This window comes from Methanoregula formicica SMSP (assembly GCF_000327485.1).
Taxonomy (GTDB): Archaea; Halobacteriota; Methanomicrobia; order Methanomicrobiales; family Methanospirillaceae; genus Methanoregula; species Methanoregula formicica.
In genome coordinates, this window is the sequence record NC_019943.1 from 2398872 (window position 1) to 2423528 (window position 24657).

Here is a 24657-nt window from a genome sequence, read left to right on the forward strand (position 1 = left end):
CGTTGTGGCAGGTCAGAAAAGAGATGAAACAGAATTGCAGTGTGCTGACAGGAGCCGTAATCGTATTCCTGAGCCTGCTCCTTCTTGCATTGCCGGTCTCGGCTGCGTCAGGTGGAGAGGGAGCATGCCCTCTGCACCCGGCCTGCGGGGAGGAGCACACCATCTGTATCTACGTGTTCTATGGGCAGGGATGCCCGCACTGCGAACGGGCAAAACCTGTTATCGAAGCGCTTGCCGCACAATATCCGCAGGTGCAGCTGAAAACGTATGAAGTATATTTCAATACCACGAACCAGGCCATGTTCGCGGAGTTCCAGCAGCGGTACGGGGTGACCGAGAAAGGGGTCCCAACTCTCTTCATCGGGGACCGGGCACTTGTCGGTGAAACAGCCATCCGCACGGAACTTGAAGAGCGGATTGTCTGGTACACCGCAAATCCCAGCGTCTGCCCGGCAACCAATACGAAGTCTGTCGGACTCCCGTTCGACATTTCGCCGGCCAAGCCCGTTGACCTGACTGTCCCTTCGATCGTGATCGCCGCAGTCATCGACAGCGTCAATCCGTGCGCCTTTGCAGTCCTGATCCTCCTGCTCGCGTACCTGTCATCGCTCGGGGAGCGGCGCCGGATCGTTCTTGTCGGCTGCACGTATATCACCACGGTCTTTGTCGTGTATTTCGTCGCCGGGTTGGGGCTCCTCACCGTTGTCCAGCAGATCGGCCTGACCGGCATCGTCTTCACGCTGGCCGCGATTGTCGCACTTATTACCGGGCTCATCAACATTGCCGAGGTCCTCCTCAAACGCGAGATCTTCACGCTCGCGATCCCGGTCTCGCAGAAGGGTGCTATCGACCGGTACATCAAGCGGGCATCCGTCCCGTCCGCCATCGTTCTCGGGGCGCTGGTCAGCATGGTCGAGCTGCCATGTACCGGCGGGATTTACCTGGCGATCCTTGGGCTCCTGGGCGACCGCATGACGCTTGCCGAAGGGATCCCGTACCTGCTGCTGTATAACCTGATCTTCGTGCTCCCCCTGATCCTCATCCTCATCCTGATGTACTGGGGCGGGACTCCGGAACGGATGGAAACATTCCGGTCGGGAAGCAAACGCTGGGTACGCCTGGTCATGGGTATCGTCATGGTTGCACTCGGGGCACTGATGCTGAGCGGGGCGGTATAACATGAACACAAAGCCGCGGGGTGCCCTGGATTTCGTACACCGGGCCGGCCCGGATAACCCGGGTCTCGGAAAGAATACCAGGATAATGGCATGACAGAAATTCTGATCCTCCTGGCATTTATCGCGTTCATCATTTTTCTCGTAGCAGGGCGGGGGAAAAAGTATGCTGCCATCGCCGGCTGGACGCTCATCGTAGTCAATCTCCTGATCGAAGTCCCCGGGTATCTCACGCTGGATAATTTCCTGTACCCGGCAATAGCAGTCCTGTCGGTACCGTTTCTGGCAATCACCATCCGGGAGCTTCTCACTGACAGTCCGATCGTGATGCAGTTGTCAAATGCCGCTGCCGTCGGCACACTCATCTATGTCCCGTTCGCGTTTATCTCCGTGTTCCGGGATGCGCTTATCGCGATCGTCGTCCAGCAGGTTGTCTGGCTGCTTCATATCTTTGGCCGGGATGCACAGCTTGAAGGATGGAACATCATCATGCGGAACGGGTTTTCAACCGAGATCATCCTTGCCTGCACCGGGATCACCGCGATGGCAATCCTGCTCGGGGTCGCGGCAGGTTCCCGGGATCTCTCGATCAGACAGGGAGTGTACGCATTCCTCCTCGTAGTTCCCACCATCTATATCCTCAACCTCCTCCGCGTTGCAGGTGTGATCATTGCATGGTCGGACCAGTGGTTTGCTTTCATCCCCGACCCGACCGGCACTACCGAGTTCGGGGCAGGGTATGCGAGTTTCTTCTGGGCGCATAACGTCTTTGCCGAGGTCCTGTCGCTGGGAGTTCTTATCGCTATAACCCTGGCTCTTCTCAGGGTTATCCCGGGACTTGCTGATTTCACCCGGGAACTGGTGAATCTTTACCTCAACGAAGCCCGGGCATTAATCAGATACAGGAGAGACTGAAGGGAGACCCGGGATAGGAATGTCTGACGGGATACGGGATCAGGGATCGCGGTACCGGGAAATCGATGGTGTCCGCGGCATCGCGATCCTGATGATGGTGATTTTTCATCTCGTCTTTGATCTCGGTTATTTTGATATCTTCCCGGTCAGTACCAGCAGCGGGTTCTGGCGGTATTTCGGGCTGTCAACGGCATCGTTGTTCCTCTTAATTGTGGGAGTGTCGTTCTCCCTGAGCTATGCCCGGACCGCTGAAACGATATCCGGCTGGCAACTGTACCGAAAGTTCCTGTACCGGGGTGCGGGGATCTTTGCACTCGGTATCCTGGTCACGCTGGGAACCTGGTGGTATCTTGGTGAAGGATACGTCATCTTCGGCATCCTGCACCTCATTGGGATCTCGATCATCCTGGCACCCTTTTTTTACCGGTTCGGTTTATCCAACCTGCTGATGGGAGGAATCTGTATCTTGATTGGACTCGCGATCGGGAACAGTCCCGGACCTGCCTGGCTGCTCCCGCTCGGGATCCACCCGGCACCATTCTGGTCTGTTGATTATACACCGCTCTTCCCCTGGTTCGGCGTGGTGTTGATCGGTATGGGTGTGGGGTCCCTCTTGTACCCTGACGGTACACGAAGGTTTTCTCTACCTTTTTCGTTGCCGGGATGGAGTTCGGTACTGGAATTTGCCGGAAAACACTCTCTGGTGATCTACCTGGTGCACCAGCCAATTATTATTCTTCTCCTGCTGGTTTTCACAGGAAAGGTACCGGTTTGACCGGGGGATCCTGTATTCAAAAAAAAGGAAGCGAAAAAAGAGAGACAGATACAAGATTGGAACAGGGATTTAATTCTCCAGGGAAGATCCCTTCAGAATAAAAACCGCAATAGCCCCGATAATAATACCCACAACAATGGCAAATGCTATGGGTGTATGAAACGCAATCAGCAGGATTACAACGATAAGCCCATAGATAGATCCTTCAACCAGGGGTGCGCTCAGGGCCTTAACGTTCATTTTCATATATTCTCATCATGTTGATAAATAGACCTCTCTCCCGGAATCTCCCCGGAGGTCCAATCCAGGGATCCCGACGCTGCCTTATGGATAGACTGCGGGTTTTTGTCAGCGCTTTTTTAGTTCGGCGAGAATTACCTGGTCCAGTTTTTCGGGAATATCCTTCGAGCCAACGAGTACCACCTTGCCCACAATGACCTCCGGGACACCGGGATTGCTGACACCCAGTTGCTGATTGAGGGATGCGGAGAGCTTATTGTTGGTCTCATTATGCCAGGTCTCCAGCATGCGGAAATCCACATCCGGATATTTCTGCGGAAGAGACTGCATGAACGGCATGACCTTTTCACAGTGCGGGCATTCCTGGCCATAGAAAAAGTACACGATTACCTTACCGGGAGTATCGGACCCCGCACTCTCCGGAATTGTCTGACCGGAAGGCATGCCGGGAAAGACGAACGCCAGTACGGTGCAAAGAATAATCGCTGCAAACAACAGTGCTGAAATTTTGATGACTTTATCCATAAGGGTATTTCCTTATACCGGTTTTCCCGATCACGATAAGAACGAGCGAGTGTCGGCAATTCTTGCCGCCAATTTGTTGTCAGCGGGGACCGTGAAGCGGGTAGTCAAGCGGTAACTTTTTTCCAATCCGGAAAAGCAGTACTGACTGCATGGTTCTCCAGTCACTTTTTCTCTTCATCCTCGCCGGCCTGTGTGAGATCGGTGGGGGATATCTGGTCTGGCTCTGGATACGGGAAGGGAAAGGTATCGAATATGCCGCGCTTGGTGCTGTTATTCTCATCCTGTACGGGATCATCCCGACCCTGCAAACGGAAAATTTCGGAAGAGTGTATGCAGCATACGGCGGGATCTTTATTGTGCTTGCCCTGCTCTGGGGCTGGCAGATCGATCATGTTGTGCCGGACCGGTTTGATATCATCGGGGCCGCTATCGCGCTGGTCGGCGTGTTTATTATCATGTACTGGCCACGGTCCGGAATAATCCCTCCCGGCATATAATTCTTTAAAATACATTATAAACGGTAAGTTCTTGAAATTTGGTCATTGATTGTATCTTCTTTTTTTTAGAATTTTGGATGATCTGCTTTCACCTGTTTTTCAACGCTATCATCAGGTAGGCCGGGTCGGCTGCCAGTTTTTTCCCGTTTTCCCTGTTCTCCATCCCGACCGACCTCCCTGACTATGCCATCCCGACAAACACTGCATAGAAGACAAACCCTCCCAGCGTTGCCGTGACGAACACCCAGAGGACATAGGCAGCAATAGCCTTGGGTTTGAGCATAGATCCGAGGATCGCAATCTCCGGCAGGCTTGCACCGGTCCCTCCGATGAGGAGGGCCATGGCCGCACCGAGGCTCATACCTTTGGTGAGGAGGACCGAAAGCAGCGGGATCGCCATCTCGATTCTCAGATAGAGCGGGACACCGATTGCAGCCGCGATGGGAATCGCGAGCAGGTTTGAGTTCCCTACGTAGGCTTCAACAATCGATGCCGGGAGGAACGCTGCACAGATACCACTGATCGCTGCACCGATGAGCACGTACGGGATGATCTGCACAAACAATGCCCGGGCAAACGGCATACTGCGGATGAGCCGGGGCCGGTTGCGTTCCCAGAAATTTCCCGATGAATACTCCACATCTGGCGCCGCGGTTCCACAACACCCGGATGTCGGGACGGGATCCGGTACTGGTGCAGAGACGCATGCCGGCTCCTGCTTTGTCGCGGTACCCGTACTTCCGCACGTGGGGACCGGCTCGGGTGCAGGGGACCCGCAACAGGGTATGGGCCGGCATGCCGGCTGCGATACCGTGGCAGAGCACCCGCACGCGGACGGGGTCTCAGGTACCGATGCACAACCGCAGGATTGCACGAAGGTCATCACTTCTTTGACCTCGTGTTTCAGCCGGGTGTTGCCCAGGAACGCCCCGCCGATAATTGCCATGACAAGCGTTATGACGAAATACACGAGAGCGATTTGCCAGCCGAAGACGCCGAAGATGATCCCCACGACCATGAAGTTGCAGACAGGAGCCGAGAACAAAAATGCCAATACGGTTGAGAAGGGAACTTTTGATTCTATCATACCCATGGAAACCGGTACCATCGAGGCACTGCAGAAGGGAGTAAGTATTCCTAAAAGCGCCCCGACAATGGGTCCTTTCCTCCCGAGACCGCTTCCAAGGCGTTTCTGGATCTTTTCCTGCGGGACATATTCACGCATGATACCGGTAAGGACCGAGATAATGGCGATAAGGATCACGAGTACGAGGGCAACGTGGACAAATTCATTGAATGCGAGGGTCAGCTGTTCTTCAAACACGGTTTCACCAGTCAGGAATAAAATGATGATGAAATGTCAGCCAGCACTAAATTTATAGAGGATACTAATTCTGATTTAATATACTATGCAAAAACATAGTGATACATCATGATGAAAGATCCCTCGTGTTATTTCTGCCCGGTCGAAGGTACGCTCGATGTGATCGGCGGGAAATGGAAGCCGCTGATTATCTGGTTCCTGCGGAAACGTGTGCTCCGGTTCAGCGAGATCAAGCGGGCGATCCCCGGTATTACCGATGTGATGCTGGCAAAACAGTTGCGCGAGCTGGAGCAGGACGGGGTTATCAAAAGGAAAGTATACACCCAGGTCCCGCCCAAGGTCGAATATTCGCTCACGCCGCTCGGGAAGAGCATCATCCCGCTCCTCAATGCCCTCTGCGACTGGGCCATCGAGCACATGAAGATCCCGATGATTGACGATGATGAGATTTTAGTGTGCGGCCCGAAGAAGAAAAAGTGAAGGAAGATTATTGTTTCGTGGCCGAAGGATCTTCTTTCGGAGATGAACGGTCAGCTGGCCACTTGCCCAGCACGATCTCCCAAGTATAGAGCCACGCGACAAAGACCCAGACAAATCCTCCGACAGTGCCCGGATCGAACCGGAACACTGACACGATCGCATAATACGATGCAAATGTCAGGATTATCGATACACCCAGACCTGCGATCGCTTTTACCGGTTGTGCAACCAGTTTGACCGGCCAGGTCTCCAGTTGCCAGGAGGTGGCGACCAGCCACCATACGAAGAGAACAAACCAGAGGCCAGCTTCAGGTTTGAAAAAGTCTGTGCCGGCAGCTTTGAATCCATACTCAAGGACGAGCGTAATTGCCCCGATAAGGACAAATGCAAGGATACCTTTTGCCGGCTGGGGGATCTGATTGACCGGCCAGAACTCCAGCCAGAAGACCACGAACACAAAGATTGCAAACCAGATCGCAGGAACCATACCAAAGACCTGGATGAGCAGGATAGCCAGCACATAACAGAAGAGTGCGTTTAATGCAATTGCCGTTGGCTGGGTGAATCCATCAACGAGTTTGTTGCCAAATGCGATCAGAATGCCAATACCGAGAAAAAGGTTCGAGATGAGTGGCCAGTAGAAGTCAGGTGAAAAACCGAGAACCTGCATAATGACCGGGTGCAGGATACCGATAATCAGGGCTACTGCAAGAAAAATGAAACCTGCAACCGGCTGCCGGAGTTTCTGAACCGGCCAGCGGTCGCACATCGAGATCAGGAATGCAGTCCATACAAAGAAGAGGGCATACACGCTCAACATGGCAGCATCCAGGCCGAAGAAAATTTTTCCCATAAGGATGAAGAGGACAGATGCTATAAGTACAAAGATAATCGGGATGATCCCGCGAAGGGGTTGCTGGTTGAGTGTCATGTCAGGTTACCTCGAATTTTTCCCGGCTTTTTCTTTGATGGAGTTTTCTTTTGAACTGCTTTTTTTGTTGACAGCGCAACAAGTTTCTTTTTGAGCGACCGGAGATTTTCTTTCGCGATCTGTGGGTCTTTTGGGGGTACCTGACCGGCTGCCTTCCATGCAGGATTGAAGATCAGGTCAAGCAAATGAACGATCTGCCCTTTCTGGCCGGCAATTGTCTCACGGCATGTGGCGCAATAGGTGACGATCTCCCCTTTCGCTTCCTCGATCGTCCGCCTGGTCTTCGCAGCACCAACTTCGGCGTTTGCGGCATAGACCATTCCACCCATGCCGCAACAGTGCGTGGTCCTGCCACTATGCCCGGTCTCGATAAATTCGTGTCCGCTCTGCCGGAGGAGTACACGGGCACTTTCCTGGATCCCCCGCTCGTTCCTGGTCGAGCAGGGATCGTGAATCGTGTAGGGCGCATGATGAGCAGACTTCTGTGCGGGAATTCCTATCTCTTCAAGAATCGTATAGAGCGAGATGGGGTTCAGTTCTGGCCGGTTCATTTTAAGGAGTTGATAGCAGTACGGGCAGGCAGTAATGATCCCAGTGGCACCCATCCGCCGGAAGTCCTCAGCGATCCCATCCTCGATTTTCGTAGCAGTACCTGTATCGCCAAGCAGGTATACCGGTCCACCGCAGCAACCGAGCATAATACCGGTCTCCGGCAGGCTTTTGCAGATATGCTCATAGGTTTGCAGGACGAGGTCCGGAGAATATGCAGAAAGGGCACAACCCGGGAAGAAGAGAAACTGTGCTTTTTCTTTCCCGGGGGCCGGTAGTGTGACTCTGATTTCATCGGATATGTAGAACTGCTGGATCTCTTTGATCGGAGTGTGCCGGGGGAGGGGAGCACGACCGGCGTTTACCATCTCTTCGCGTATCTCAAATATCATTTTGCCGACATTCAGGCCTTCAGGGCATCTGACTTCACATAACCCGCAGAGATTACAGGAATAGGGAATGATCGGATCATCACTATAACTGTTTTCCCGGAAATGCTCTGCAAGTTCTTTGGGACCTGCACCGTATTTTGACAGAAAGTCACAGTCTTCTGTGCAGATACCACACCCAATACAACTGTCGATAATCGTTTGAATTTCACTCATGGTGTTCAACCTTTGAAATTGTAATCAATCGGTCTGCCCGGCGTATTCACAATTGTGAATGTTTTGTGTTGGGGATTATGCGTGATAAATAAAAACCTCGAGGCAGATATTACCGCAATTTGTCGGGATAATGCGATCAATTATTTTTTAGAGAATCGATCTGTGATGGGTGCTGATACCCCACATTATCGGAAAAAATAGCTGATAATTGTAGTCGATTTCCATTTTTATTGAAATCCGGTTCCGCGATTTATATGATGAGACGCCATTTTTTTACGTGAAAACAGGGAACGGGAACATGGGACAATGCAGATTTTTTTAATGTTCGAGGGAATGGAAAATCTGGTTCCTGCGGAAACGCGTGCTCCGGTTCAGCGAGATCAAGCGGGCGATCCCCGGTATTACCGATGTGATGCTGGCAAAACAGTTGCGCGAGCTGGAGCAGGACGGGGTTATCAAAAGGAAAGTATACACCCAGGTCCCGCCCAAGGTCGAATATTCGCTCACGCCGCTCGGGAAGAGCATCATCCCGCTCCTCAATGCCCTCTGCGACTGGGCCATCGAGCACATGAAGATCCCGATGATCAACGATGATGAAATTATTGTGTGCGGACCGAAGAAGAAAAAGTGAAGATTATCGCAGTGTTCCTGTGCTGGAATCCTCCCTTTTCATCTGGACCTGCTACAAGCTGGCTGAACTGAGCACCTCGTCCATACTTCCGCTCCGGTATCCTTCAAGGTCGAGGGTGATATAGGCAAACCCGATAGACCTGAGGGATTTGACAACGTCATTCCGGATTGAGAGAATGTTTGGGATATCTTCCGGCAATACTTCTATCCGGGCAACATGGCCGTGCAGCCGTACACGGAGCTGGGAAAAACCCCGGGCTGAAAGGAACGCTTCCGCCCGTTCGATCATTCGGAGTTTGTCAAACGTTATTTCTTCGCCATAAGGGATCCGTGATGAAAGGCAGGCAGCAGAGGGTTTTTGCCAGACGGGAAGTCCGCATTCACGGGCGATCTCCCGTATGTCCTGCTTGGTGATCCCGGCTTCAATAAATGGATGGACAATTCCCTCTTCGCTTGATGCTATAAGACCGGGCCGGTGCTCAAGGGTGTCAGAGACGTTGATACCATCGGCGATGCAGGTAAAGCCCAACTCCTTGGCCCGTTGTTTCAGGTACTGTGCCGAGATTTTTTTACAGTGATAACACCGGTCCGGGGGATTTTTCCGGAATTTTTCATGGTCCATCTGCGGAATAGAGATCGTCTCGAGCTGGAGTCCATAGTCAGCGGCAATTTTCTGTGCCTGTTCCACAGCTTTCCGCGGTACGACCGGACTGTCGAGCAGGACGCACCAGCTTCTGTTGCCGAGAACCTCTTTTGCCAGCATTGCAAGGAGCGTGCTGTCCACGCCGCCGGAGAACGCAACGAGCATCGATCCCCGCTCCCGGATACTCTGTACAAGGATGCTTTTCTTATCGGTTATGTCCATGAAACACCGGATACGGGGGAAAAGGTCGTTAATTCCGGTATTATGTCCCGCATCGTTCCGACGCCGATCCGGATGGCCCGCCGCACTGTTCATCCCCCTCGCGCAATTGCCGGCAGATCTCGCAGGTGCGCTGCACAAGGTTGACTTTTTTTCCATCTTTCAAATCCTCAGCAAGAAGTTCTATCGACCGTTTCACTTCGTTCTCGAACTCGATGCGGTACCCGCGTTTTCCTGACAGGTACTGGGATACTGCGGAGGGAGCGATCTCAAGCATCCGCGCCGACTCAACCTGGGACACGCCGCATTTCACCAGTTCAACGGCTATCGCCGCACGGATCGCGGGCAACACATCCCAGACAATTCTCTGACAAGGGGCTTCCATCACATCACAACCTTTTTATTTTGTCAAGGGTGAAATTACTTATTGCATTCACAATTGTGAATTGGTTCTGGAACTACAAAAATATATTGTATCAGCCCGCTCATTCGAAAACGTTAGGGGAGGAATCATGGGAGAGAAACGCATCATTTACCTGGATCATGCTGCAACCACACCGGTAAAACCCTCTGTCGCGGATACCATGTGGTCCTGCATGAATACTCATTTCGGCAATCCGTCATCGATTTACCGCATTGCCCGTGAATCAAGGAACGCAATCGAGACATCACGGGCACAGGTTGCAAAGGCCGTCGGAGCTGAACCCGGCGAGATTTTTTTTACTTCCGGAGGGAGCGAGTCCGACAACTGGGCAATCAAAGGTGTTGCCTTTGCCAATCGGAAAAAGGGAAACCATATCATAACATCGGCAATCGAGCATCATGCCGTTCTCCATACCTGCCAGTATCTTGAAAAGGAAGGTTTCACCGTAACGTACCTCCCGGTCGATCACTATGGACTTATCGATCCAGCAGACCTTGAACGTGCGATTACCGACAAGACAATCCTGATCTCGATTATGTACGCCAACAATGAGATCGGCACTATCGAACCCGTTGCAGAACTTGGCGCGATTGCCCGGAAGCACAAGATCCCCTTCCACACCGATGCCGTGCAGGCAATCGGCAATGTGCCAATCGATGTGCGGACGCAGAACATCGACCTGCTCTCGCTCTCTGCCCACAAGTTCTACGGGCCAAAGGGCTGCGGGGCGCTCTACATCCGGAAGGGCACAAGGATTGACAACCTGATCCACGGCGGGGGCCAGGAAAACCGGCGCCGGGCAGGCACCGAGAACATTGCCGCGATTGTCGGGATGGGAAAAGCTATCGGACTCGCAACGGCGGATATTGAATGGCACAATACGCAAATCCGGACTCTCCGGGACCGGCTCCTGAACGGGATCCTTGAAAAAATCCCGCATGCCCGTCTCAACGGTCACCCGGAGAAACGGCTGCCGAGCAATATCAACATCAGCTTCGAATTCATCGAGGGGGAATCCATGCTTCTCTGGCTCGATGACGAGGGGATCTGTGCATCGACCGGCAGTGCCTGCACCTCGGGGTCGCTCGAACCCTCGCACGTCCTGTTGGCAATCGGCCTTCCGCACGAAGTTGCGCATGGCTCCCTCAGGCTGACACTGGGCGATGCAAACACGGAAGCGGACGTGGACTTCGTGCTGGAGGTGCTGCCGAAGGTAGTATCCCGTCTTCGCGCGATGTCCCCCCTGTACAAAGGCGAAAAGGAGGAAAAGAGGAATGTATAGCGACAAGGTAATGGACCATTTCAAAAATCCCCGTAACGTGGGCGAGATTGAGAACCCTGACGGGGTTGGCGAGGTCGGCAACCCGGTCTGCGGCGACATCATGAACATTTACCTCAAGATTGAGAATAACATCATCACCGATGCAAAGTTCAAGACGTTCGGCTGCGGCGCTGCCATCGCATCGAGCAGCATGGCAACGGAACTGGTGAAAGGCAAGACCCTTGAGGAAGCGTGGGACGTATCCAACAAGGCGGTTGCCGATGCACTCGAAGGTCTGCCACCGATCAAGATGCACTGTTCGGTACTTGCCGAGGAAGGTATCCACAAAGCGATTAATAATTACCGGAAGAAACAGGGACTTCCCGAATGGGAGGAGAAGAACCCGCACTCCCATGAACATGAGGATGTGACCTGCGAGCATTAACGGCGGTCAGCACCCGGACCATGCAGCAATGCGGAAAAAATTGCCGAAACATCATCTCATTTATTTGTCCCCGGCAAAGGTGAGCATGGGACAACCCGATCCGCATCACGGTATGCGACGGTTTTACCGGTGAACAGGTTTTCCTGTCAAACCCCAGGTGAGAAATGTTATCAGAACGCGAACGTGAACGCTACAAGCGTCAAATCCTGCTTTTCGGGAACGAAGGGCAGGAACGGTTGAAATCTTCGCACATCTTCATAGCCGGGGCCGGCGGTCTTGGCTCGCCCGCAGCCATCTATCTCGCGGTTGCCGGGGTCGGGGAGATCACGATTGTCGATATGGATACCGTTGACCAGAGCAACCTGAACCGCCAGATCCTCCATACGGACCGGGATATCGGGAAAAAGAAGACGGTCTCGGCCATCGCGAAGCTCCGGGAGTATAACCCGGATATCATCATCAACGCGATCGATACCACCATCACCGCTGACAATATCCGCGGGCTGGTGGGACAGGCTGACGGAATCGTTGACGCGATGGATAACTACCCGGTCCGTTATCTGCTCAACCGTGTTGCGCTGGAGAAGAAAATCCCGTTCTTCCACGGGGCCATCCGGGGATTCTACGGGCAGGCGACGACCATCCTCCCGGAAAAAACCCCATGCCTGGCCTGCATCTTCCCCCGGGCTCCCCCAAAGGAGGTTTTCCCGGTGGTAGGGGCAACGCCCGGGGTCATCGGAACGATACAGGCAACCGAGGTTGTCAAGTATCTCACAAAACAGGGCGAGCTGCTGGCCGGCCGGCTCTTCCTCTGGGACGGTCTTGCAGCAACGTCCGAGGAAATTGCACTTGAGAAGAACCCGGCCTGCCCGGTTTGCGGGAGCGGGGCTGGTACAGAACCGCCTGCGAGGATGATACGATGAAGGTAACGTTGAGATTTTTTGCACGGTTCCGGGAACTCCTCGGGACAGATATTATTGTTGAGCCCCATGACGGCACCCGGCTTGCGGACCTTGTTGCTGAGGTTGCCCAAAAGAACACGGACGGCTATGCTGCGATCTTCGATGAACAGGGAGCGTTCCGCGAGTTCGTGATCCTGATGCGGAACAAGAAGCGTGTGGAGACTGCCGAGGCCGGGACAATCACAGTTACCGATGGCGACGAGATCGCGGTCTTCCCGCCCGTTGCAGGAGGATAGGGTCCATGGTGTTCAGGGTCCAGAAAGAGGATGTGGATATCGGCGCCCTCATCGAAGCGGCAAAGAGGCCCGGGACCGGTGCGATCGTCCTCTTTGACGGGATCGTCAGGGATGACGATATCACCGAGATGGAACTGGAAGCCTACGCGGAGGTGGCGGTCGCCGAGATGGAGAAGATCGCAACAGCAGCAATGGAACAGTTCCGGCTCCTGCATGTCGATATCATCCACCGTATCGGGCGGCTTGCGGTCGGCGAGAATATCCTGATCATCGTGGTGAGTGCCGGTCACCGCCCCGATGCATATGCAGGATCCCGGTATATCATCGAAGAGATCAAGAAGAGCGTTCCTGTCTGGAAGAAGGAACTGACCAAAGACGGAGGGAGGTGGGTGCCGGGCGAGCACGGGCACGGATCGGCGATACTATGAAGAAATGACCTGCATCTTTTCTTGTGCTCCATTATTTAGTTCAGAATTTTCAGGATAAAGTGGGGAATGAACATGAGTTCTCCCTTTTCACATTTTTTATCCCTTTTCTTGTTCAGTCAATCGTTCACCAGATAAAAATTACCGCCCGCGTGTCGCAAGCGTCTCTTCTTTTGTCAGCAGGTGCACATCCAGCCCGGGCATCGCTTCCCCAAGATTCCTGCTCGCGTTTGCAATGACTGTGGCATCGGTAAAGTGGTTCACGGCTTCGACAATAGCCTTTGCCCGGCGGGCCGGGTTCTCTGACTTGAAGATCCCGGACCCTACAAAGACACCGTCAGCGCCCAGCTGCATCATAAGGGCGGCATCGGCAGGAGTGGCAATACCACCGGCCGAGAAGTTCACAACGGGCAGCCGCCCCCGTTTTGCGGTCTCGATGAGAAGCTCGACCGGGGCTTCGATCTCGCGGGCATATGCCACAAGTTCCTGTGGTTCGAGTTTTTGGATCGTGCGGATCCCTCCCTGGATCGCCCGCATGTGGCGGACCGCCTCGACAACGTTGCCGGTACCGGCCTCGCCTTTCGTGCGGATCATGGCCGCACCTTCGTTGATTCTTCGGAGCGCTTCGCCGAGGTTCCGGGCACCGCAGACAAACGGGACAGTGAATTTTGTCTTCTCGATGTGGAACTCTTCATCGGCTGGAGTCAGGACTTCGCTTTCATCGATCATATCCACGCCAAGTACTTCCAGTAACTGTGCCTCGACAAAATGACCGATCCGGACCTTGCCCATCACGGGAATCGTGACGGCCTCGATAATCTCGATCACTTTTTCCGGATCCGCCATCCGTGCAACGCCGCCGGCCTTGCGGATATCTGACGGCACCCGTTCGAGCGACATCACCGCAACGGCACCGGCTTCTTCTGCTATCTTCGCTTGTTCGGCGTTCACGACATCCATGATCACGCCGCCTTTCTGCATGGCAGCAAATCCCCGTTTGAGGAGTTCGGTACCATGCCTGAGTTCTGATAATTCCATCTGGATTCTCCTTTCTTTTGTAAAGAAAATTTTTGTAAAAATGGTAGTATCTGAGTGATTTCAGATCTGGCGGAGGTTGCCCCGCTGTTTCACGAACCGGTCCCAGTTCCACGGCTCATCAAGCACATTCACCGTCACCTGCCCGATGCCGCACACCCCCAGCGCCTTCCGCCGGACCTGATCGCAAAGATGATCGGTGAGAGGGCAGGTTTTACACGTGAGGACCATGTCAATCTCTACACGGGTTCCGGCAACCCGGATCTCCTTGATAAGCCCGAGGTCCACAATATCAATGCCCACCTCAGGATCGATTACCTCCTTCAATGCCTCCCGTATCTCGTTTTCACAGACAACTTCCTGCGGTAGTGCAGCCGGGCCCGTGTCGGGCTTTGTCTGTTCGATGGTACGAAGCCGTTCCTCCAGCTGGTTCTGCCGGTCAAGCAGCCGGCTGATGACCCGGAGCATCGGGTCGGGCATCACTTCTTCGGTCTGCTCGTCTGTTTTCCGGCCGTGTTCCGGCCCGGCAATCCTGCCAGGGACCCCTACCACGGTCGCACCCGGCGGCACCGTGCGGACCACTACCGATCCCGCACCCACTTTTGCCCCTTTGCCAATCCGGATGGGTCCAAGGATGGTAGCACCGGAACCAAGGATCACATCGGCCTCAATAGTCGGATGGCGTTTGACATTCTCAAGGGCCGTGCCGCCAAGGACAACCCCCATGTAGATGAGGACATCGTTCCCCACTTCAGCAGTCTCCCCGATGACAACACCCATGCCATGGTCGATGACCACGCGGCGACCCATGGTTGCTCCGGGATGGATCTCGATCCCGGTCAGGAACCGGCTGATGTGCGAGATGAACCGGGCAAAGAACTTCAGGTTATGGAGCCAGAGCCAGTGGGCCCTTCGGTGGAACCAGAGGGCATGGAGTCCCGGGTAACAAAACAGGATCTCCAGTGTGGATCGGGCCGCGGGATCCTTCCCATAAATTGCGGATATATCTTCACGGATGTGGTCAAACACCATAACGGTCCCTCTTACTCCGGGAAAAGATCGGGGATACTCAGGTAGCGTTCACCGGTGTCGGGGAGTATGACAACAATGATCTTTCCCTTGTTTACGGGACGCCAGGCAACGTTAAGTGCAGCATACAGGGCAGCACCGCCGGAAATCCCGGCAAGGATGCCCTCCTCGCGTGCGAGCCTGCGTGCGGTGTCAAAAGCATCCTCGTTCTTCACCCGGATGATCTCATCAATAAGATCGCGCTGGAAGATGTCCGGTACAAAACCAGCACCTATCCCCTGGATCCGGTGTGGGCCGGGAGATCCGCCAGAGAGGACCGGCGATGCGTCAGGTTCGACCGCGATGGCACGGAACGAGGGTTTTTTCTTCCCGATTACATCCGCGATGCCGGTGATTGTCCCGCCGGTCCCCACACCGGCAACAAGGATATCGACTTTTCCGTCGGTATCGCGCCAAATCTCCTCAGCGGTTGTCTTCCGGTGGATCTCGGGATTTGCCAGATTTTTGAACTGCTGGGGAATATAGAAGTAGTCCGGGTTCTCCGCAGCCATCTTCTCGGCTTTGGCAACTGCTCCTTTCATCCCCTCGGCCCCGGGGGTGAGCACAATCTTCGCACCGAACGCCTTGGCAAGTTTCCGCCGTTCGATGCTCATGGTCTCCGGCATGACGAGAGTAATCTTATAACCACGGGCCGCCGCGACCATGGCAAGCCCGATGCCGGTATTACCGCTTGTGGGTTCAAGGATGATGGTATCAGCTTTGAATAGCCCTCCCGCTTCCGCGGCATCGATCATGGATATGGCAATCCGGTCCTTAACGCTGCTACCCGGGTTGAAGGACTCGAGCTTGGCAAGCACGGTTGCCCCGGCCCCGGCGGTTATGCGGTTCAGCCGCACGAGCGGGGTGTCGCCGATGGTTGCGAGGATATTTTCGTAAATTTTTGTCATGGGAATACTTCCTGGTTTCAGGAATGATCAGGTATTGAAGAATCCCGGTCTGGTGGCAGGGTGACCGTGGGATCCGGTTGGACCATTCCTGACTTCACAATTGTTAATTATCATTGGAAGATAAATACCTTGGTCTCGGCAAAAATTACCATTCCTGATACCATGGCGATTACACCCGGCCTGTGACGGCGATAAAGATTGCGGCAAAACCTGACGCAAAATCAGGCTATATCAGCATGCCTGTTCCATACTGTGTGTTCACACTCGTGAACAGGAACAAAGCTATGAACATATACCACGCGAATATCGCAAAAACCGCAGCAGTCCCGGAAGCATCCGGTGATGCGGGCCGCGCCCGTCCCGGCATCAGGCTGGTCAGGCCGGTCGAACGGTTCAGCGGTATCCGGAGCTCCGGACAGTATTGTTGTCCAGAGGAGCTGACATGCACAGGCACGCAGATGACTGCACACCGCGGGGTCCGCGGACGATTCGCAGCCGATGGTATGTGTCCCTGAACCTTTCGTCCTGAACTCACGTCCTCATCCATGATCCGGGTATGCACCTGCGGTCTCACACAGCCGCAGGAGCGCCATACCCGAACGATCACAATCGCCTCACGCAGTACAGCACGCACCCGCTGTGATATCCGGGGTTTTCATAAAAAATCCCCCCAATAGAATTTTTGATGCAGAGGCTCTGTCCCGATAAAAAAAGCCGGTGTGGCAGAACGGTTAATGCCTTCGCCTGCAAAGCGAATGTCTGGGGGTTCGACTCCACCCGCCGGCGTCCAATACCAGGAAGACCATAATGGAATTATACAGTACATTGTCAGGAACCGTTGAACCGTTAGAGACTCTTCACCCGGACCGGGTGTACCTGTTTGTCTGCGGTCCTACGGTCTATGACTACTCGCATCTCGGGCATGCCCGGACATATGTAGCCTTTGATGTACTGACAAAGTACCTCCGGTGGACCGGAAAAGAAGTGTTCTATCTTCAGAACATCACGGACGTTGACGATAAGATCATCAACCGGGCCCGCGAGGAGAATATCTCCCAGAGCGAGCTTGCCCGGAAGTTCGAGACCGAGTACTTCTGCGATATGCAGGCGCTTGGTATCGATGCAGTCAGTTACTATGCACGGGCCACAACGCACATTCCCGAGATCATCAGTCAGGTGGAGCGCCTGGTTGCCCGTGGCGTGGCCTATGTTACGGAGACCGGGGTCTATTTCAACGTGGATTCCTTCGAGCGCAACGGGGAACTGTCCGGCCAGGACAAAACGAAGCGTGTCAGCCGCGTAACTGATACAACAAAACAGGACCCGCTCGACTTTGCGCTCTGGAAGACCGGGGAGTACGGAGAGTACACATGGGATTCCCCCTGGGGCAGGGGACGGCCCGGTTGGCATATCGAAGATACCGCCATCTCCGAGAAGTACTTCGGGCAGCAGTACGATATCCATGGCGGCGGACTCGATCTCATCTTCCCTCACCACGAGGCAGAGATAGCCCAGATGGAATCACTGGAAGGGAAACACCCGATGGTCCGGTACTGGATGCACACGGGTTTCCTCACGGTCAAGGGTGAGAAGATGTCCAAGTCTCTTGGAAACTTCACCACCATCCGCGATGCCCTGAAAAGATGGAACAAGGATATCCTGCGGTATTTCATCCTGCTCTCTCATTACCGGTCCCCGCTCCAGGCAACCGATGAGGGATTTGCCAATGCGGCCAAAGGGCTTGAGCATATCCGGGCAATTGCACGGAACGACAATGGCCCCGATGTGGAAGGCCGGAAAGCCTTCACTGATGCCATGGAGGCCGACCTCAATACTCCGATGGCTCTGGCAGCAATCCAACGACTTGCCGGAAACGGGGATATCGGGGCATTGCGGGAGTACGGTGCGATCCTCGGGATCAATTTTCTCCGGGAGACAAGTGCACCGTTAAGTGTCCTTCACGAGATCCGTGCAGAGCTGCGGGCCAGAAAGCAGTTCGAAGTGGCCGATCTGATCCGCGAGAAGATGGTAGCAGCCGGTATTACGATTACGGACCAGTCATTGTGATCAAATCCTCATAAAAAGGTTCCAGATCTCCCCCTTTTTCAATACGGATAAAGAGAGATGAGGACGGGATGCCAGTATCAGCACCGCACCCGGAAGGCCGGGTTTTTCTTACCAGCATGACACATGGGGGGTCGCGTCATACCGTAACCACCTCCTTCGATGGCTGGATAAGGCCGTAGAGGCTCTGCCGGGCATCAATGAAATAATGACGCTCGATGAGGAATTGTTCTTCCTTGAGCCGGTTCAATGCGTACCGCACAGTCCGGGATGGCAGGGAGGTCTCGCGGATGAGATCCTTCTGTGTCAGCTGGCCACCATTCTCAAGCACTTTGTACACGAGCTTTGCCGATGGCGGCAGGTGCCCGATTCTTCGGATGTTGTTATTCCCGTTTGTGTTTACGACAAAAACGATCCCTCATAGTGGATCACCATAACAACGTAAGAGTTCACAATTGTTAAGTATTTCGATTTCCCCTGCCGGAACTGATCCATCAGGCACCGGGAAATTCCGCGACCCCGGACTTTGCGGCAAAAAATGCCCGTAAATCATTCCCTAAATAGATCCCTGGCTTACCATGGTATGGCACAATTGCGCTGATAAAAAAACAATGCCAATGTGGCGGAGTGGCTACGCGGCTGACTGCAGATCAGCTACAACCCGGTTCGAATCCGGGCATTGGCTTTCCGAAGAGGGACGAAGTGCAGCGGGGACGAGAAGACCTGCGAAGCAGTTCTTTGAACCGGAATATGGTATCAGAATTACATTCTTGTAACAAGGAGAATTCACAATGCACCGGGGTCTCACAGCGGAAACAAAAGCGCTCCTGATCAACATCGGCAGTGCAGACATCGACCCCTGCCTGCTGCCAGCCGATTTCAGGACAACGGCTACCGCAGGACCGGGGGCCGGCGGAGTCTCATTTTTCCTTCGTTCGGGCGATCACCGGGTCCGGCTCTCAATAAAACCGGATTCCTCCCTGAAGGTGATCCCCTGGAACGAGGGGGTGGCTGTACAGAAGGAGGGCAGGATCATTGCATACGGTACATTGGAGCTCCCGCTCTGCCACTGCCCGGAACAGGCCTATATTACGGTCAGTGAGCGCTGCATTTTTGACTGCAAATTCTGCCCGGTGCCGAAACTGAACGGGCATGTAAAGACGATTGCTGAGATCACCGGGCTCGTAGATGCTGCACTGGCGCGGGGGACGGTACGGGCCATCTCCCTGACCAGCGGGGTCGCAGAATCCCCGGAAAAAGAGGCCGGGTACATGGCCGAGGTCGTCCGGCATCTTGCAGCACAATTCGATTTGCCCATCGGCGTCTCGGTCTACCCGACTGCAACATCTACCGAAGATCTCCATGCGGCAGGAGCCATTGAGATAAAGTACAATGTCGAGACAATGGACCGTGCAATCTTTGAACGGGTCTGTCCCGGGCTCTCGCTGGATTATATCCTGTCTTCTCTTGAAAACGCAGTCCGGGTTTTCGGGAAGAACCGGGTATCCTCGAACTTCATCATCGGCCTTGGTGAGACTGACGCGTGCGTTCAGGAGGGAATCGAGACTCTTACCTCAATGGGAGTCATCCCCAACCTGCGCCCGATCTCGCCGCATCCCTTAAGGAAAGGTGAGATCGCCGTGGACCGCCCGTCAGGGTACCGCCTCATGCTCCTTGCACGGCTCAACAAATCCGCTCTCGAACGCCACGGGCTCGATATCCGGGTTGCACAGACCATGTGCCTGCCATGCACCGGCTGCGATCTGACTCCCCAGCGGGATCTGTGAATCCTTTTTCAGGCATACTCTTTCATGTCCTGAACTTCCATTTTTTGCCAATATCGGGTAATTTCAGATTGCCAGCATCCGATCTATCGCCGCCCGCGCTTTTATGGCAACACTATCAGGGACGGTGATGCGGGAGCTGTTTTGGATAAGCGCGGCATATACCTTCGCGAGGTCGGTCTTTTTCATATTCCGGCAGATTGCGTGGTCCGAAAGGGGATAACACTGTTTATCCGGGCACTCTTTTTTGAGCCGGTGTAAGATCCCGACTTCGGTACCGATGACGAACTCGGGATCAACAGAAGTACAGACATGTCTGATGACTCCCGATGTACTGGCAACAGGATCCGCGAGGTCAATCACTTCCGGTCTGCATTCCGGGTGAATCTTGTTTTATTTGTTGAATCTTCTCTGTGAGTTCCGTTGAATTCAGCATAGTGGAAATCCCCAATGGATTGTCTCTTGCTTACCTTCCCGGGGGAAAAACTCTGGCAGATACTGCCTATATCAAAATGTTTATGCATTCACAATTGTTATTTATTTGGTCAGGATTCCCTCGGTTGAACGTGCGATACTGCTGGTATGGCGTTGCTTGATATCCAGTGCATATCAGCGCGTCCGGTTTCCGACAACAGTTCACGTGAAGGGCCCGGGAACATTTTACCAAGGCAGTGACGGTTATGAAATCATCTTCTGTTAGTGACGAACATATCATCGAGGCGATTGGCCGGTCCCGGATCGTTATCCGGGATGGTGTTATCGTGGAGATCGGCGAAGCACAGGTCAGGAAATGCCCGCTGGCAAAACGGTTTGCATACCCGGTGCCGGTGATTACCATAGATGCAGTGAAGGCAAACATCGAACACCGGATAAAGGCATTCGGCATGTGCACACCCGACCGTGATGTCATCGATACCCGCGAGTTCGTGGGATTCGGAGCAACAGAATTGCTCAGTTTCGCGTCTCGTGCGGGTCTGATCGATGCAGCAGTGCTGGCATGCGATGGTGCCGGAACAGTTATTGTGAAGGACCCTGCCCTGATCCAGGGTATCGGGGGAAGGATGTCGGGCCTTGTCTCGACGAGTCCGATCGCGAAGGTCATCCGGCGCATCGAGAAACATGGCGGTATAGTTGTGGATAAGAAGCATGCGTCGCTCGACCAGTTCGCCGGTGTGGAATGGGCATATGACGTGGGGTATACGAAGGTCGCCGTGACTGTTGCACGCCCCGAGGTGGCAGTGAAGATCCGGATTGCGTTCCCTGACACGCTCATCTTTGGTGTCCATGTCACCGGTCTCACCCGTGAAGAAGCTGAGTCAATGGTGGCCGCTGCAGACCTGATGACCTCCTGTGCATCCGGGACGGTGCGGGATGTTGCCGGGGCAAAGGCGTTGCTCCAGGCAGGTGTCTCGGTTCCGATCTTCGCTATCACGAAACGCGGAAAAGAGATCATCATCGAGAAGATACGGCAGACCGATGAACCGGTTCTGATAAAACCCACAAAACTCCCGGCCCTGGATGCAAACCAGCCTGACCCGCTGGTGTGATCCCTTTCTTTCTGAGATATGATACAGAGGAAAAATACTCTTTTAATATTTTCACATCTGATTGCGTTTTTTACTCCGGAAGCAGGTAAATCCTGCCGATGACCGAACCTATAAATATTCACAATTGTTATTTGGTATGGTAAGATTCACAATCGTGAACAAGAGTGCCAGTGTGGCAGAGTGGTTACGCGGCTGATTGCAGATCAGCTACATCCCGGTTCAATTCCGGGCGCTGGCTTAATTATGTACCAGAAACAGGTGACACAGTATGAGTATCCGTATACAGAAAACATTCGAAGCACTCTTCGCGCTTGAAGAGGTCCGGGGGCTCTTCCGCGAGTCGCTCCCGACCGGGTTCGACCCGGCTGAGGAGGCCGCATTCCGGCAGAAAATTGCCGAAGTGAAAGCCATCCTTGCGGATCTCGAAGCAGGCACCGGCACACCGAAGGTGACGAAGATTGCCGGCTCCATCGATCTCCGCACCCGGGAGGAAGAGGCAATCAACATCCAGCCCATCCAGGCTGCTGGAAGACTGACAACGGAAGCGAGGAAGGCCCTCATCTCCTATGGTGACGGGTACTCAACGTGCGACGCCTGCCGCAAACCGTTCCGGCTCGACAAGATCTCAAAGCCCGGCATCGCGGAGTTTCACGCAGACCTTGCAAAGTTTGTGGGCATGGACCATGCCCGGGTCGTGCCCGGAGCACGCCGCGGGTTCCAGGCAGTGACGGGGACGCTCGTCAACAAGGGTGACACGGTTATCGTTTCCGCTCTCGCCCATTACACCGAGTTCCTCGCAGTCGAGAACGCCGGGGGTGTCGTAAGAGAAGTGCCGCTGAACGACAAAAACATCGTTACCGGCGAAGCAACGGCACAGAAGATCGAGGAGGTCAAAGCAGAGACCGGAAAATTCCCCGTTCTCGTCATGATCGACCACTTCGACTACCAGTTCGCCAACGAGCACGAGATAAAAGAGATCGGAAAGGTCGCCCACCAGTACGACATCCCGTTCCTCTATAACGGCGCCTACACGGTCGGTGTGATGCCGGTCAATGGCAAGGCAATCGGGGCTGACTTCGTGGTCGGCTCCGGACACAAGAGTATGGCATCGGTCGCGCCGTCCGGAGTACTGGCGATGACCGAGGAATGGCTGCCCAAAGCCCTCCGCACCACATCAATGGTCGGAGATCTTACCAAACGCAAGTTCGGGATCAAGGAAGTCGAGATGCTCGGCTGCACCCTGATGGGCGGGACGCTGCTGTCCATGATGGCATCGTTCCCCACGGTAAAAGCGCGGACCCTTAAGTGGGAGGAGGAAGTACAACGCTCCAACTACTTCATCGGACGGCTGCTGAAGATCGCGGGCAGCCGGGTGCTCTCCGAGTACCCGAGAAAACACACCCTCACAAAAGTCGACACAACTGGCAGCTTCGACACGGTAGCCCAGACGCACAAGCGCCGGGGGTTTTACCTCAGTGACGAGCTCTCGTCCCGGGGGATCGTTGGCGAATTCGCCGGCGCAACCCGGACCTGGAAACTGAACACCTACGGCCTCTCGGATAAGAAAGTCCGCTACCTTGCGGATGCCTTCTGTGAAGTTGCAGAAAAACACGGCCTTGCGGTGGAAAAATAACCCGAGAAAAATTCAAGGAAAATCCCGATACGAAACCAAATGAGGAACCACCATGACAACAAAGAAATTCCATCTTGGAACAACCTCCCTCCATGCCGGGCAGGTACCCGATCCGACAACCGGGTCCCGGGTTGTACCGCTCTACCAGACATCGTCGTACGTGTTCAAAAATACGGAACACGCAGCCAATCTGTTCGGGCTCAAAGAGCTCGGGAACATCTACACCCGGCTCATGAACCCGACCACGGACGTTTTCGAGAAGCGGATCGCTGCTATCGAAGGAGGAACCGGTGCAATCGCCACCGCGTCAGGAGCCGCAGCCATCACGTATGCGATCCTGAACATCACCCGTCCCGGTGACGAGATCGTTTCGGCCGACAACCTGTACGGTGGCACCTATGAGTTCTTCCACTACACGCTCCCGAAGTTCGGGCGGCATGTGGTATTCGTTGACTCAACGAACCCGGAGGCGTTCAAAGCGGCGATCACGCAAAAGACCAAAGCGATCTTTGCCGAGACAATCGGCAACCCGAAACTGGATGTTGTGGACTTTGAGAAGATCGCGAAGATCGCCCACGATGCCGGTATCCCGCTCATCGTGGACAACACGACCGGTGTCGGGCTTGTCCGCCCCATCGAGTTTGGTGCGGATATCGTAGTCCACTCTGCCACCAAGTATATCGGGGGCCACGGGAACTCGCTCGGTGGGGTTATTGTCGATTCCGGAAAATTTTCGTGGAACAACGGGAAGTTTCCCGAGTTCACCGAGCCGGACCCGAGCTACCATGGTCTGAAGTACTGGGATACGTTCGGGAACTTCCCGGGCCTCGGGAACGTTGCCTTTGTCTTCAAGATCCGCGTCTCACTCATGAGGGACACCGGCGCCGTGCTCAGCCCGTTCAATGCCTGGCTCTTCTTAATCGGCCTTGAAACTCTTCACCTGCGTGTTCCCCGCCATTCGGAGAATGCATTAGCTGTGGCGCAGTTCCTCAAAGACCACCCGAAAGTTGCCTGGGTGAACTATCCCGGACTTCCCGACAACCCGAACCACGAGCTCACGAAGAAATATCTCACCGGAGGATACGGCCCCATTGTCGGTGTTGGCATCAGGGGCGGGGAAGCAGGATCGAGAAAATTCATCGACAACCTGAAACTCTTCAGCCAGCTTGCCAACATCGGGGACAGTAAAAGTCTCGTCATCCACCCATCATCCACGACCCACCAGCAGCTCACCACAGAAGAACAGAAGAAGACCGGGGTAACGCCGGAATTAGTCCGCCTCTCTATCGGTACCGAGGATATCGAAGATATCATCGCGGACTTGCAGCAGGCACTGGAAGCTGGTTCGTAAGGAAGA

At 54.3% G+C, this 24657-nt stretch carries 29 protein-coding genes, 3 tRNA genes and 1 pseudogene; 20 read left to right on the forward strand and 13 right to left on the reverse strand.

Annotation, left to right across the window (positions count from 1 at the left end):
- Positions 1–23: 23 nt before the first annotated feature.
- From METFOR_RS11930 to METFOR_RS11940, 3 genes are all read left to right on the forward strand, one after another.
- On the forward strand, positions 24–1178 hold the full coding sequence (locus METFOR_RS11930; protein ID WP_015286405.1) for a cytochrome c biogenesis protein CcdA: 1155 nt from the start codon (positions 24–26) through the stop codon (positions 1176–1178).
- A gap of 90 nt (positions 1179–1268) precedes the next feature.
- The gene (gene artA / locus METFOR_RS11935) at positions 1269–2090 is read left to right on the forward strand and encodes an archaeosortase A (protein ID WP_015286406.1); all 822 of its coding nucleotides are present in this window, start codon (positions 1269–1271) and stop codon (positions 2088–2090) included.
- 19 nt (positions 2091–2109) lie between these two features.
- Positions 2110–2865 carry a heparan-alpha-glucosaminide N-acetyltransferase gene (locus tag METFOR_RS11940; RefSeq protein ID WP_015286407.1) on the forward strand — a complete coding sequence of 252 codons (756 nt, stop codon included), beginning with the start codon at positions 2110–2112 and terminating at the stop codon, positions 2863–2865.
- Positions 2866–2934: 69 nt separating this feature from the next.
- Here the strand turns inward: METFOR_RS11940 and METFOR_RS15665 are convergent, their stop codons facing one another.
- Both METFOR_RS15665 and METFOR_RS11945 read right to left on the reverse strand, forming a co-directional pair.
- Positions 2935–3105 carry a hypothetical protein gene (locus METFOR_RS15665; RefSeq protein ID WP_158491386.1) on the reverse strand — a complete coding sequence of 57 codons (171 nt, stop codon included), beginning with the start codon at positions 3103–3105 and terminating at the stop codon, positions 2935–2937.
- Positions 3106–3213: 108 nt separating this feature from the next.
- Entirely contained in the window at positions 3214–3630 is a 417-nt protein-coding gene (locus tag METFOR_RS11945; protein WP_015286409.1) for a TlpA family protein disulfide reductase, read from the reverse strand.
- Between the two features lie 149 nt (positions 3631–3779).
- On the opposite strand from METFOR_RS11945, the gene METFOR_RS11950 reads away from it, so the two are divergent.
- Positions 3780–4127 carry a YnfA family protein gene (locus METFOR_RS11950; RefSeq protein WP_015286410.1) on the forward strand — a complete coding sequence of 116 codons (348 nt, stop codon included), beginning with the start codon at positions 3780–3782 and terminating at the stop codon, positions 4125–4127.
- Between the two features lie 181 nt (positions 4128–4308).
- On the opposite strand, the gene METFOR_RS11955 is transcribed toward METFOR_RS11950, so the two are convergent.
- Positions 4309–5451 (reverse strand): permease, encoded by a 1143-nt coding sequence (locus tag METFOR_RS11955; RefSeq protein WP_015286411.1) that lies wholly within the window; start codon positions 5449–5451, stop codon positions 4309–4311.
- A gap of 108 nt (positions 5452–5559) precedes the next feature.
- Here METFOR_RS11955 and METFOR_RS11960 point away from each other — a divergent pair, with 108 nt between their 5' ends.
- On the forward strand, positions 5560–5931 hold the full coding sequence (locus METFOR_RS11960; protein WP_015286412.1) for a winged helix-turn-helix transcriptional regulator: 372 nt from the start codon (positions 5560–5562) through the stop codon (positions 5929–5931).
- A 7-nt stretch (positions 5932–5938) separates the two neighbouring features.
- Here METFOR_RS11960 and METFOR_RS11965 read toward each other — a convergent pair whose 3' ends face one another.
- The 3 genes and pseudogenes from METFOR_RS11965 to METFOR_RS16230 form a co-directional block, all read right to left on the reverse strand.
- Positions 5939–6862: a hypothetical protein gene (locus METFOR_RS11965; protein WP_015286413.1), complete on the reverse strand. Its 924-nt coding sequence runs from the start codon at positions 6860–6862 to the stop codon at positions 5939–5941.
- The gene (locus tag METFOR_RS11970; protein ID WP_048110986.1) at positions 6859–7803 is read right to left on the reverse strand and encodes a (Fe-S)-binding protein; all 945 of its coding nucleotides are present in this window, start codon (positions 7801–7803) and stop codon (positions 6859–6861) included. Before METFOR_RS11970 ends, METFOR_RS11965 begins: the two co-directional genes overlap by 4 nt.
- A gap of 21 nt (positions 7804–7824) precedes the next feature.
- A pseudogene (locus METFOR_RS16230) lies at positions 7825–8016 on the reverse strand (4Fe-4S dicluster domain-containing protein); the annotation flags it as partial.
- Between the two features lie 349 nt (positions 8017–8365).
- On the opposite strand from METFOR_RS16230, the gene METFOR_RS11975 reads away from it, so the two are divergent.
- Positions 8366–8647, forward strand: coding sequence for a winged helix-turn-helix transcriptional regulator (locus METFOR_RS11975; protein ID WP_267878671.1), 282 nt, complete (start codon positions 8366–8368; stop codon positions 8645–8647).
- Positions 8648–8698: 51 nt separating this feature from the next.
- Here the strand turns inward: METFOR_RS11975 and larE are convergent, their stop codons facing one another.
- Both larE and METFOR_RS11985 read right to left on the reverse strand, forming a co-directional pair.
- Entirely contained in the window at positions 8699–9511 is an 813-nt protein-coding gene (gene larE, locus METFOR_RS11980; protein WP_015286415.1) for an ATP-dependent sacrificial sulfur transferase LarE, read from the reverse strand.
- A gap of 40 nt (positions 9512–9551) precedes the next feature.
- Positions 9552–9893, reverse strand: coding sequence for a transcriptional regulator (locus METFOR_RS11985; protein ID WP_015286416.1), 342 nt, complete (start codon positions 9891–9893; stop codon positions 9552–9554).
- A gap of 127 nt (positions 9894–10020) precedes the next feature.
- Here METFOR_RS11985 and nifS point away from each other — a divergent pair, with 127 nt between their 5' ends.
- The 5 genes from nifS (at position 10021) to METFOR_RS12010 (ending at position 13264) form a co-directional block, all read left to right on the forward strand.
- Positions 10021–11214 (forward strand): cysteine desulfurase NifS, encoded by a 1194-nt coding sequence (gene nifS, locus METFOR_RS11990; RefSeq protein WP_015286417.1) that lies wholly within the window; start codon positions 10021–10023, stop codon positions 11212–11214.
- Positions 11207–11638 (forward strand): Fe-S cluster assembly scaffold protein NifU, encoded by a 432-nt coding sequence (nifU, locus tag METFOR_RS11995; protein WP_015286418.1) that lies wholly within the window; start codon positions 11207–11209, stop codon positions 11636–11638. Before nifS ends, nifU begins: the two co-directional genes overlap by 8 nt.
- Before the next feature lie 164 nt (positions 11639–11802).
- Entirely contained in the window at positions 11803–12561 is a 759-nt protein-coding gene (locus METFOR_RS12000; protein WP_015286419.1) for a HesA/MoeB/ThiF family protein, read from the forward strand.
- Positions 12558–12836, forward strand: a complete 279-nt coding sequence (locus METFOR_RS12005) for a MoaD/ThiS family protein (RefSeq protein WP_015286420.1) — start codon at positions 12558–12560, stop codon at positions 12834–12836. Before METFOR_RS12000 ends, METFOR_RS12005 begins: the two co-directional genes overlap by 4 nt.
- Before the next feature lie 5 nt (positions 12837–12841).
- A complete protein-coding gene (locus METFOR_RS12010) occupies positions 12842–13264 on the forward strand; it encodes a molybdenum cofactor biosynthesis protein MoaE (RefSeq protein WP_015286421.1) in 423 nt (140 codons plus the stop codon).
- A 138-nt stretch (positions 13265–13402) separates the two neighbouring features.
- Here the strand turns inward: METFOR_RS12010 and pdxS are convergent, their stop codons facing one another.
- The 3 genes from pdxS to cysK are packed head-to-tail and all read right to left on the reverse strand — an operon-like array spanning position 13403 to position 16272.
- Positions 13403–14299 carry a pyridoxal 5'-phosphate synthase lyase subunit PdxS gene (gene pdxS / locus METFOR_RS12015; RefSeq protein WP_015286422.1) on the reverse strand — a complete coding sequence of 299 codons (897 nt, stop codon included), beginning with the start codon at positions 14297–14299 and terminating at the stop codon, positions 13403–13405.
- A gap of 60 nt (positions 14300–14359) precedes the next feature.
- Entirely contained in the window at positions 14360–15328 is a 969-nt protein-coding gene (gene cysE / locus METFOR_RS12020; RefSeq protein ID WP_015286423.1) for a serine O-acetyltransferase, read from the reverse strand.
- Between the two features lie 11 nt (positions 15329–15339).
- Positions 15340–16272 carry a cysteine synthase A gene (cysK, locus tag METFOR_RS12025; protein WP_015286424.1) on the reverse strand — a complete coding sequence of 311 codons (933 nt, stop codon included), beginning with the start codon at positions 16270–16272 and terminating at the stop codon, positions 15340–15342.
- A 284-nt stretch (positions 16273–16556) separates the two neighbouring features.
- Here cysK and METFOR_RS12030 point away from each other — a divergent pair, with 284 nt between their 5' ends.
- The 3 genes from METFOR_RS12030 (at position 16557) to cysS (ending at position 18339) form a co-directional block, all read left to right on the forward strand.
- Positions 16557–16787, forward strand: coding sequence for a hypothetical protein (locus METFOR_RS12030; protein WP_148277686.1), 231 nt, complete (start codon positions 16557–16559; stop codon positions 16785–16787).
- 198 nt (positions 16788–16985) lie between these two features.
- A tRNA-Cys gene (locus tag METFOR_RS12035) sits at positions 16986–17058 on the forward strand.
- 21 nt (positions 17059–17079) lie between these two features.
- The gene (cysS, locus tag METFOR_RS12040) at positions 17080–18339 is read left to right on the forward strand and encodes a cysteine--tRNA ligase (RefSeq protein WP_015286426.1); all 1260 of its coding nucleotides are present in this window, start codon (positions 17080–17082) and stop codon (positions 18337–18339) included.
- A 136-nt stretch (positions 18340–18475) separates the two neighbouring features.
- On the opposite strand, the gene METFOR_RS12045 is transcribed toward cysS, so the two are convergent.
- On the reverse strand, positions 18476–18667 hold the full coding sequence (locus METFOR_RS12045) for a winged helix-turn-helix transcriptional regulator (RefSeq protein WP_324602928.1): 192 nt from the start codon (positions 18665–18667) through the stop codon (positions 18476–18478).
- A 282-nt stretch (positions 18668–18949) separates the two neighbouring features.
- Here METFOR_RS12045 and METFOR_RS12050 point away from each other — a divergent pair.
- Both METFOR_RS12050 and METFOR_RS12055 read left to right on the forward strand, forming a co-directional pair.
- Positions 18950–19021 (forward strand) — tRNA-Cys (locus METFOR_RS12050).
- A 106-nt stretch (positions 19022–19127) separates the two neighbouring features.
- Entirely contained in the window at positions 19128–20123 is a 996-nt protein-coding gene (locus tag METFOR_RS12055) for a radical SAM protein (protein ID WP_015286428.1), read from the forward strand.
- A 63-nt stretch (positions 20124–20186) separates the two neighbouring features.
- Here METFOR_RS12055 and nadA read toward each other — a convergent pair whose 3' ends face one another.
- Positions 20187–20507 carry a quinolinate synthase NadA gene (gene nadA, locus METFOR_RS12060; protein WP_083883439.1) on the reverse strand — a complete coding sequence of 107 codons (321 nt, stop codon included), beginning with the start codon at positions 20505–20507 and terminating at the stop codon, positions 20187–20189.
- Between the two features lie 293 nt (positions 20508–20800).
- Here nadA and METFOR_RS12065 point away from each other — a divergent pair, with 293 nt between their 5' ends.
- From METFOR_RS12065 to METFOR_RS12080, 4 genes are all read left to right on the forward strand, one after another.
- Positions 20801–21667 (forward strand): methanogenesis marker 8 protein, encoded by an 867-nt coding sequence (locus tag METFOR_RS12065; protein WP_015286429.1) that lies wholly within the window; start codon positions 20801–20803, stop codon positions 21665–21667.
- 166 nt (positions 21668–21833) lie between these two features.
- Positions 21834–21905 (forward strand) — tRNA-Cys (locus METFOR_RS12070).
- A gap of 30 nt (positions 21906–21935) precedes the next feature.
- Positions 21936–23300, forward strand: a complete 1365-nt coding sequence (gene pscS / locus METFOR_RS12075; protein ID WP_015286430.1) for an O-phospho-L-seryl-tRNA:Cys-tRNA synthase — start codon at positions 21936–21938, stop codon at positions 23298–23300.
- 52 nt (positions 23301–23352) lie between these two features.
- Positions 23353–24651: an O-acetylhomoserine aminocarboxypropyltransferase/cysteine synthase family protein gene (locus tag METFOR_RS12080; RefSeq protein WP_015286431.1), complete on the forward strand. Its 1299-nt coding sequence runs from the start codon at positions 23353–23355 to the stop codon at positions 24649–24651.
- The last annotated feature ends 6 nt before the right edge of the window (positions 24652–24657 follow it).

What these genes read in the sequence shown, in the direction of transcription:
- METFOR_RS11930 (WP_015286405.1), top strand. Translation starts at nt 24, where the DNA reads ATGAAACAGAATTGCAGTGTGCTGACAGGAGCCGTAATCGTATTCCTG.
- artA (WP_015286406.1), top strand. Translation starts at nt 1,269, where the DNA reads ATGACAGAAATTCTGATCCTCCTGGCATTTATCGCGTTCATCATTTTT.
- METFOR_RS11940 (WP_015286407.1), top strand. Translation starts at nt 2,110, where the DNA reads ATGTCTGACGGGATACGGGATCAGGGATCGCGGTACCGGGAAATCGAT.
- METFOR_RS15665 (WP_158491386.1), bottom strand. Translation starts at nt 3,105, where the DNA reads ATGAACGTTAAGGCCCTGAGCGCACCCCTGGTTGAAGGATCTATCTAT.
- METFOR_RS11945 (WP_015286409.1), bottom strand. Translation starts at nt 3,630, where the DNA reads ATGGATAAAGTCATCAAAATTTCAGCACTGTTGTTTGCAGCGATTATT.
- METFOR_RS11950 (WP_015286410.1), top strand. Translation starts at nt 3,780, where the DNA reads ATGGTTCTCCAGTCACTTTTTCTCTTCATCCTCGCCGGCCTGTGTGAG.
- METFOR_RS11960 (WP_015286412.1), top strand. Translation starts at nt 5,560, where the DNA reads ATGATGAAAGATCCCTCGTGTTATTTCTGCCCGGTCGAAGGTACGCTC.
- METFOR_RS11965 (WP_015286413.1), bottom strand. Translation starts at nt 6,862, where the DNA reads ATGACACTCAACCAGCAACCCCTTCGCGGGATCATCCCGATTATCTTT.
- METFOR_RS11970 (WP_048110986.1), bottom strand. Translation starts at nt 7,803, where the DNA reads ATGATATTTGAGATACGCGAAGAGATGGTAAACGCCGGTCGTGCTCCC.
- larE (WP_015286415.1), bottom strand. Translation starts at nt 9,511, where the DNA reads ATGGACATAACCGATAAGAAAAGCATCCTTGTACAGAGTATCCGGGAG.
- METFOR_RS11985 (WP_015286416.1), bottom strand. Translation starts at nt 9,893, where the DNA reads ATGGAAGCCCCTTGTCAGAGAATTGTCTGGGATGTGTTGCCCGCGATC.
- nifS (WP_015286417.1), top strand. Translation starts at nt 10,021, where the DNA reads ATGGGAGAGAAACGCATCATTTACCTGGATCATGCTGCAACCACACCG.
- nifU (WP_015286418.1), top strand. Translation starts at nt 11,207, where the DNA reads ATGTATAGCGACAAGGTAATGGACCATTTCAAAAATCCCCGTAACGTG.
- METFOR_RS12000 (WP_015286419.1), top strand. Translation starts at nt 11,803, where the DNA reads ATGTTATCAGAACGCGAACGTGAACGCTACAAGCGTCAAATCCTGCTT.
- METFOR_RS12005 (WP_015286420.1), top strand. Translation starts at nt 12,558, where the DNA reads ATGAAGGTAACGTTGAGATTTTTTGCACGGTTCCGGGAACTCCTCGGG.
- METFOR_RS12010 (WP_015286421.1), top strand. Translation starts at nt 12,842, where the DNA reads ATGGTGTTCAGGGTCCAGAAAGAGGATGTGGATATCGGCGCCCTCATC.
- pdxS (WP_015286422.1), bottom strand. Translation starts at nt 14,299, where the DNA reads ATGGAATTATCAGAACTCAGGCATGGTACCGAACTCCTCAAACGGGGA.
- cysE (WP_015286423.1), bottom strand. Translation starts at nt 15,328, where the DNA reads ATGGTGTTTGACCACATCCGTGAAGATATATCCGCAATTTATGGGAAG.
- cysK (WP_015286424.1), bottom strand. Translation starts at nt 16,272, where the DNA reads ATGACAAAAATTTACGAAAATATCCTCGCAACCATCGGCGACACCCCG.
- METFOR_RS12030 (WP_148277686.1), top strand. Translation starts at nt 16,557, where the DNA reads ATGAACATATACCACGCGAATATCGCAAAAACCGCAGCAGTCCCGGAA.
- cysS (WP_015286426.1), top strand. Translation starts at nt 17,080, where the DNA reads ATGGAATTATACAGTACATTGTCAGGAACCGTTGAACCGTTAGAGACT.
- METFOR_RS12055 (WP_015286428.1), top strand. Translation starts at nt 19,128, where the DNA reads ATGCACCGGGGTCTCACAGCGGAAACAAAAGCGCTCCTGATCAACATC.
- METFOR_RS12065 (WP_015286429.1), top strand. Translation starts at nt 20,801, where the DNA reads ATGAAATCATCTTCTGTTAGTGACGAACATATCATCGAGGCGATTGGC.
- pscS (WP_015286430.1), top strand. Translation starts at nt 21,936, where the DNA reads ATGAGTATCCGTATACAGAAAACATTCGAAGCACTCTTCGCGCTTGAA.
- METFOR_RS12080 (WP_015286431.1), top strand. Translation starts at nt 23,353, where the DNA reads ATGACAACAAAGAAATTCCATCTTGGAACAACCTCCCTCCATGCCGGG.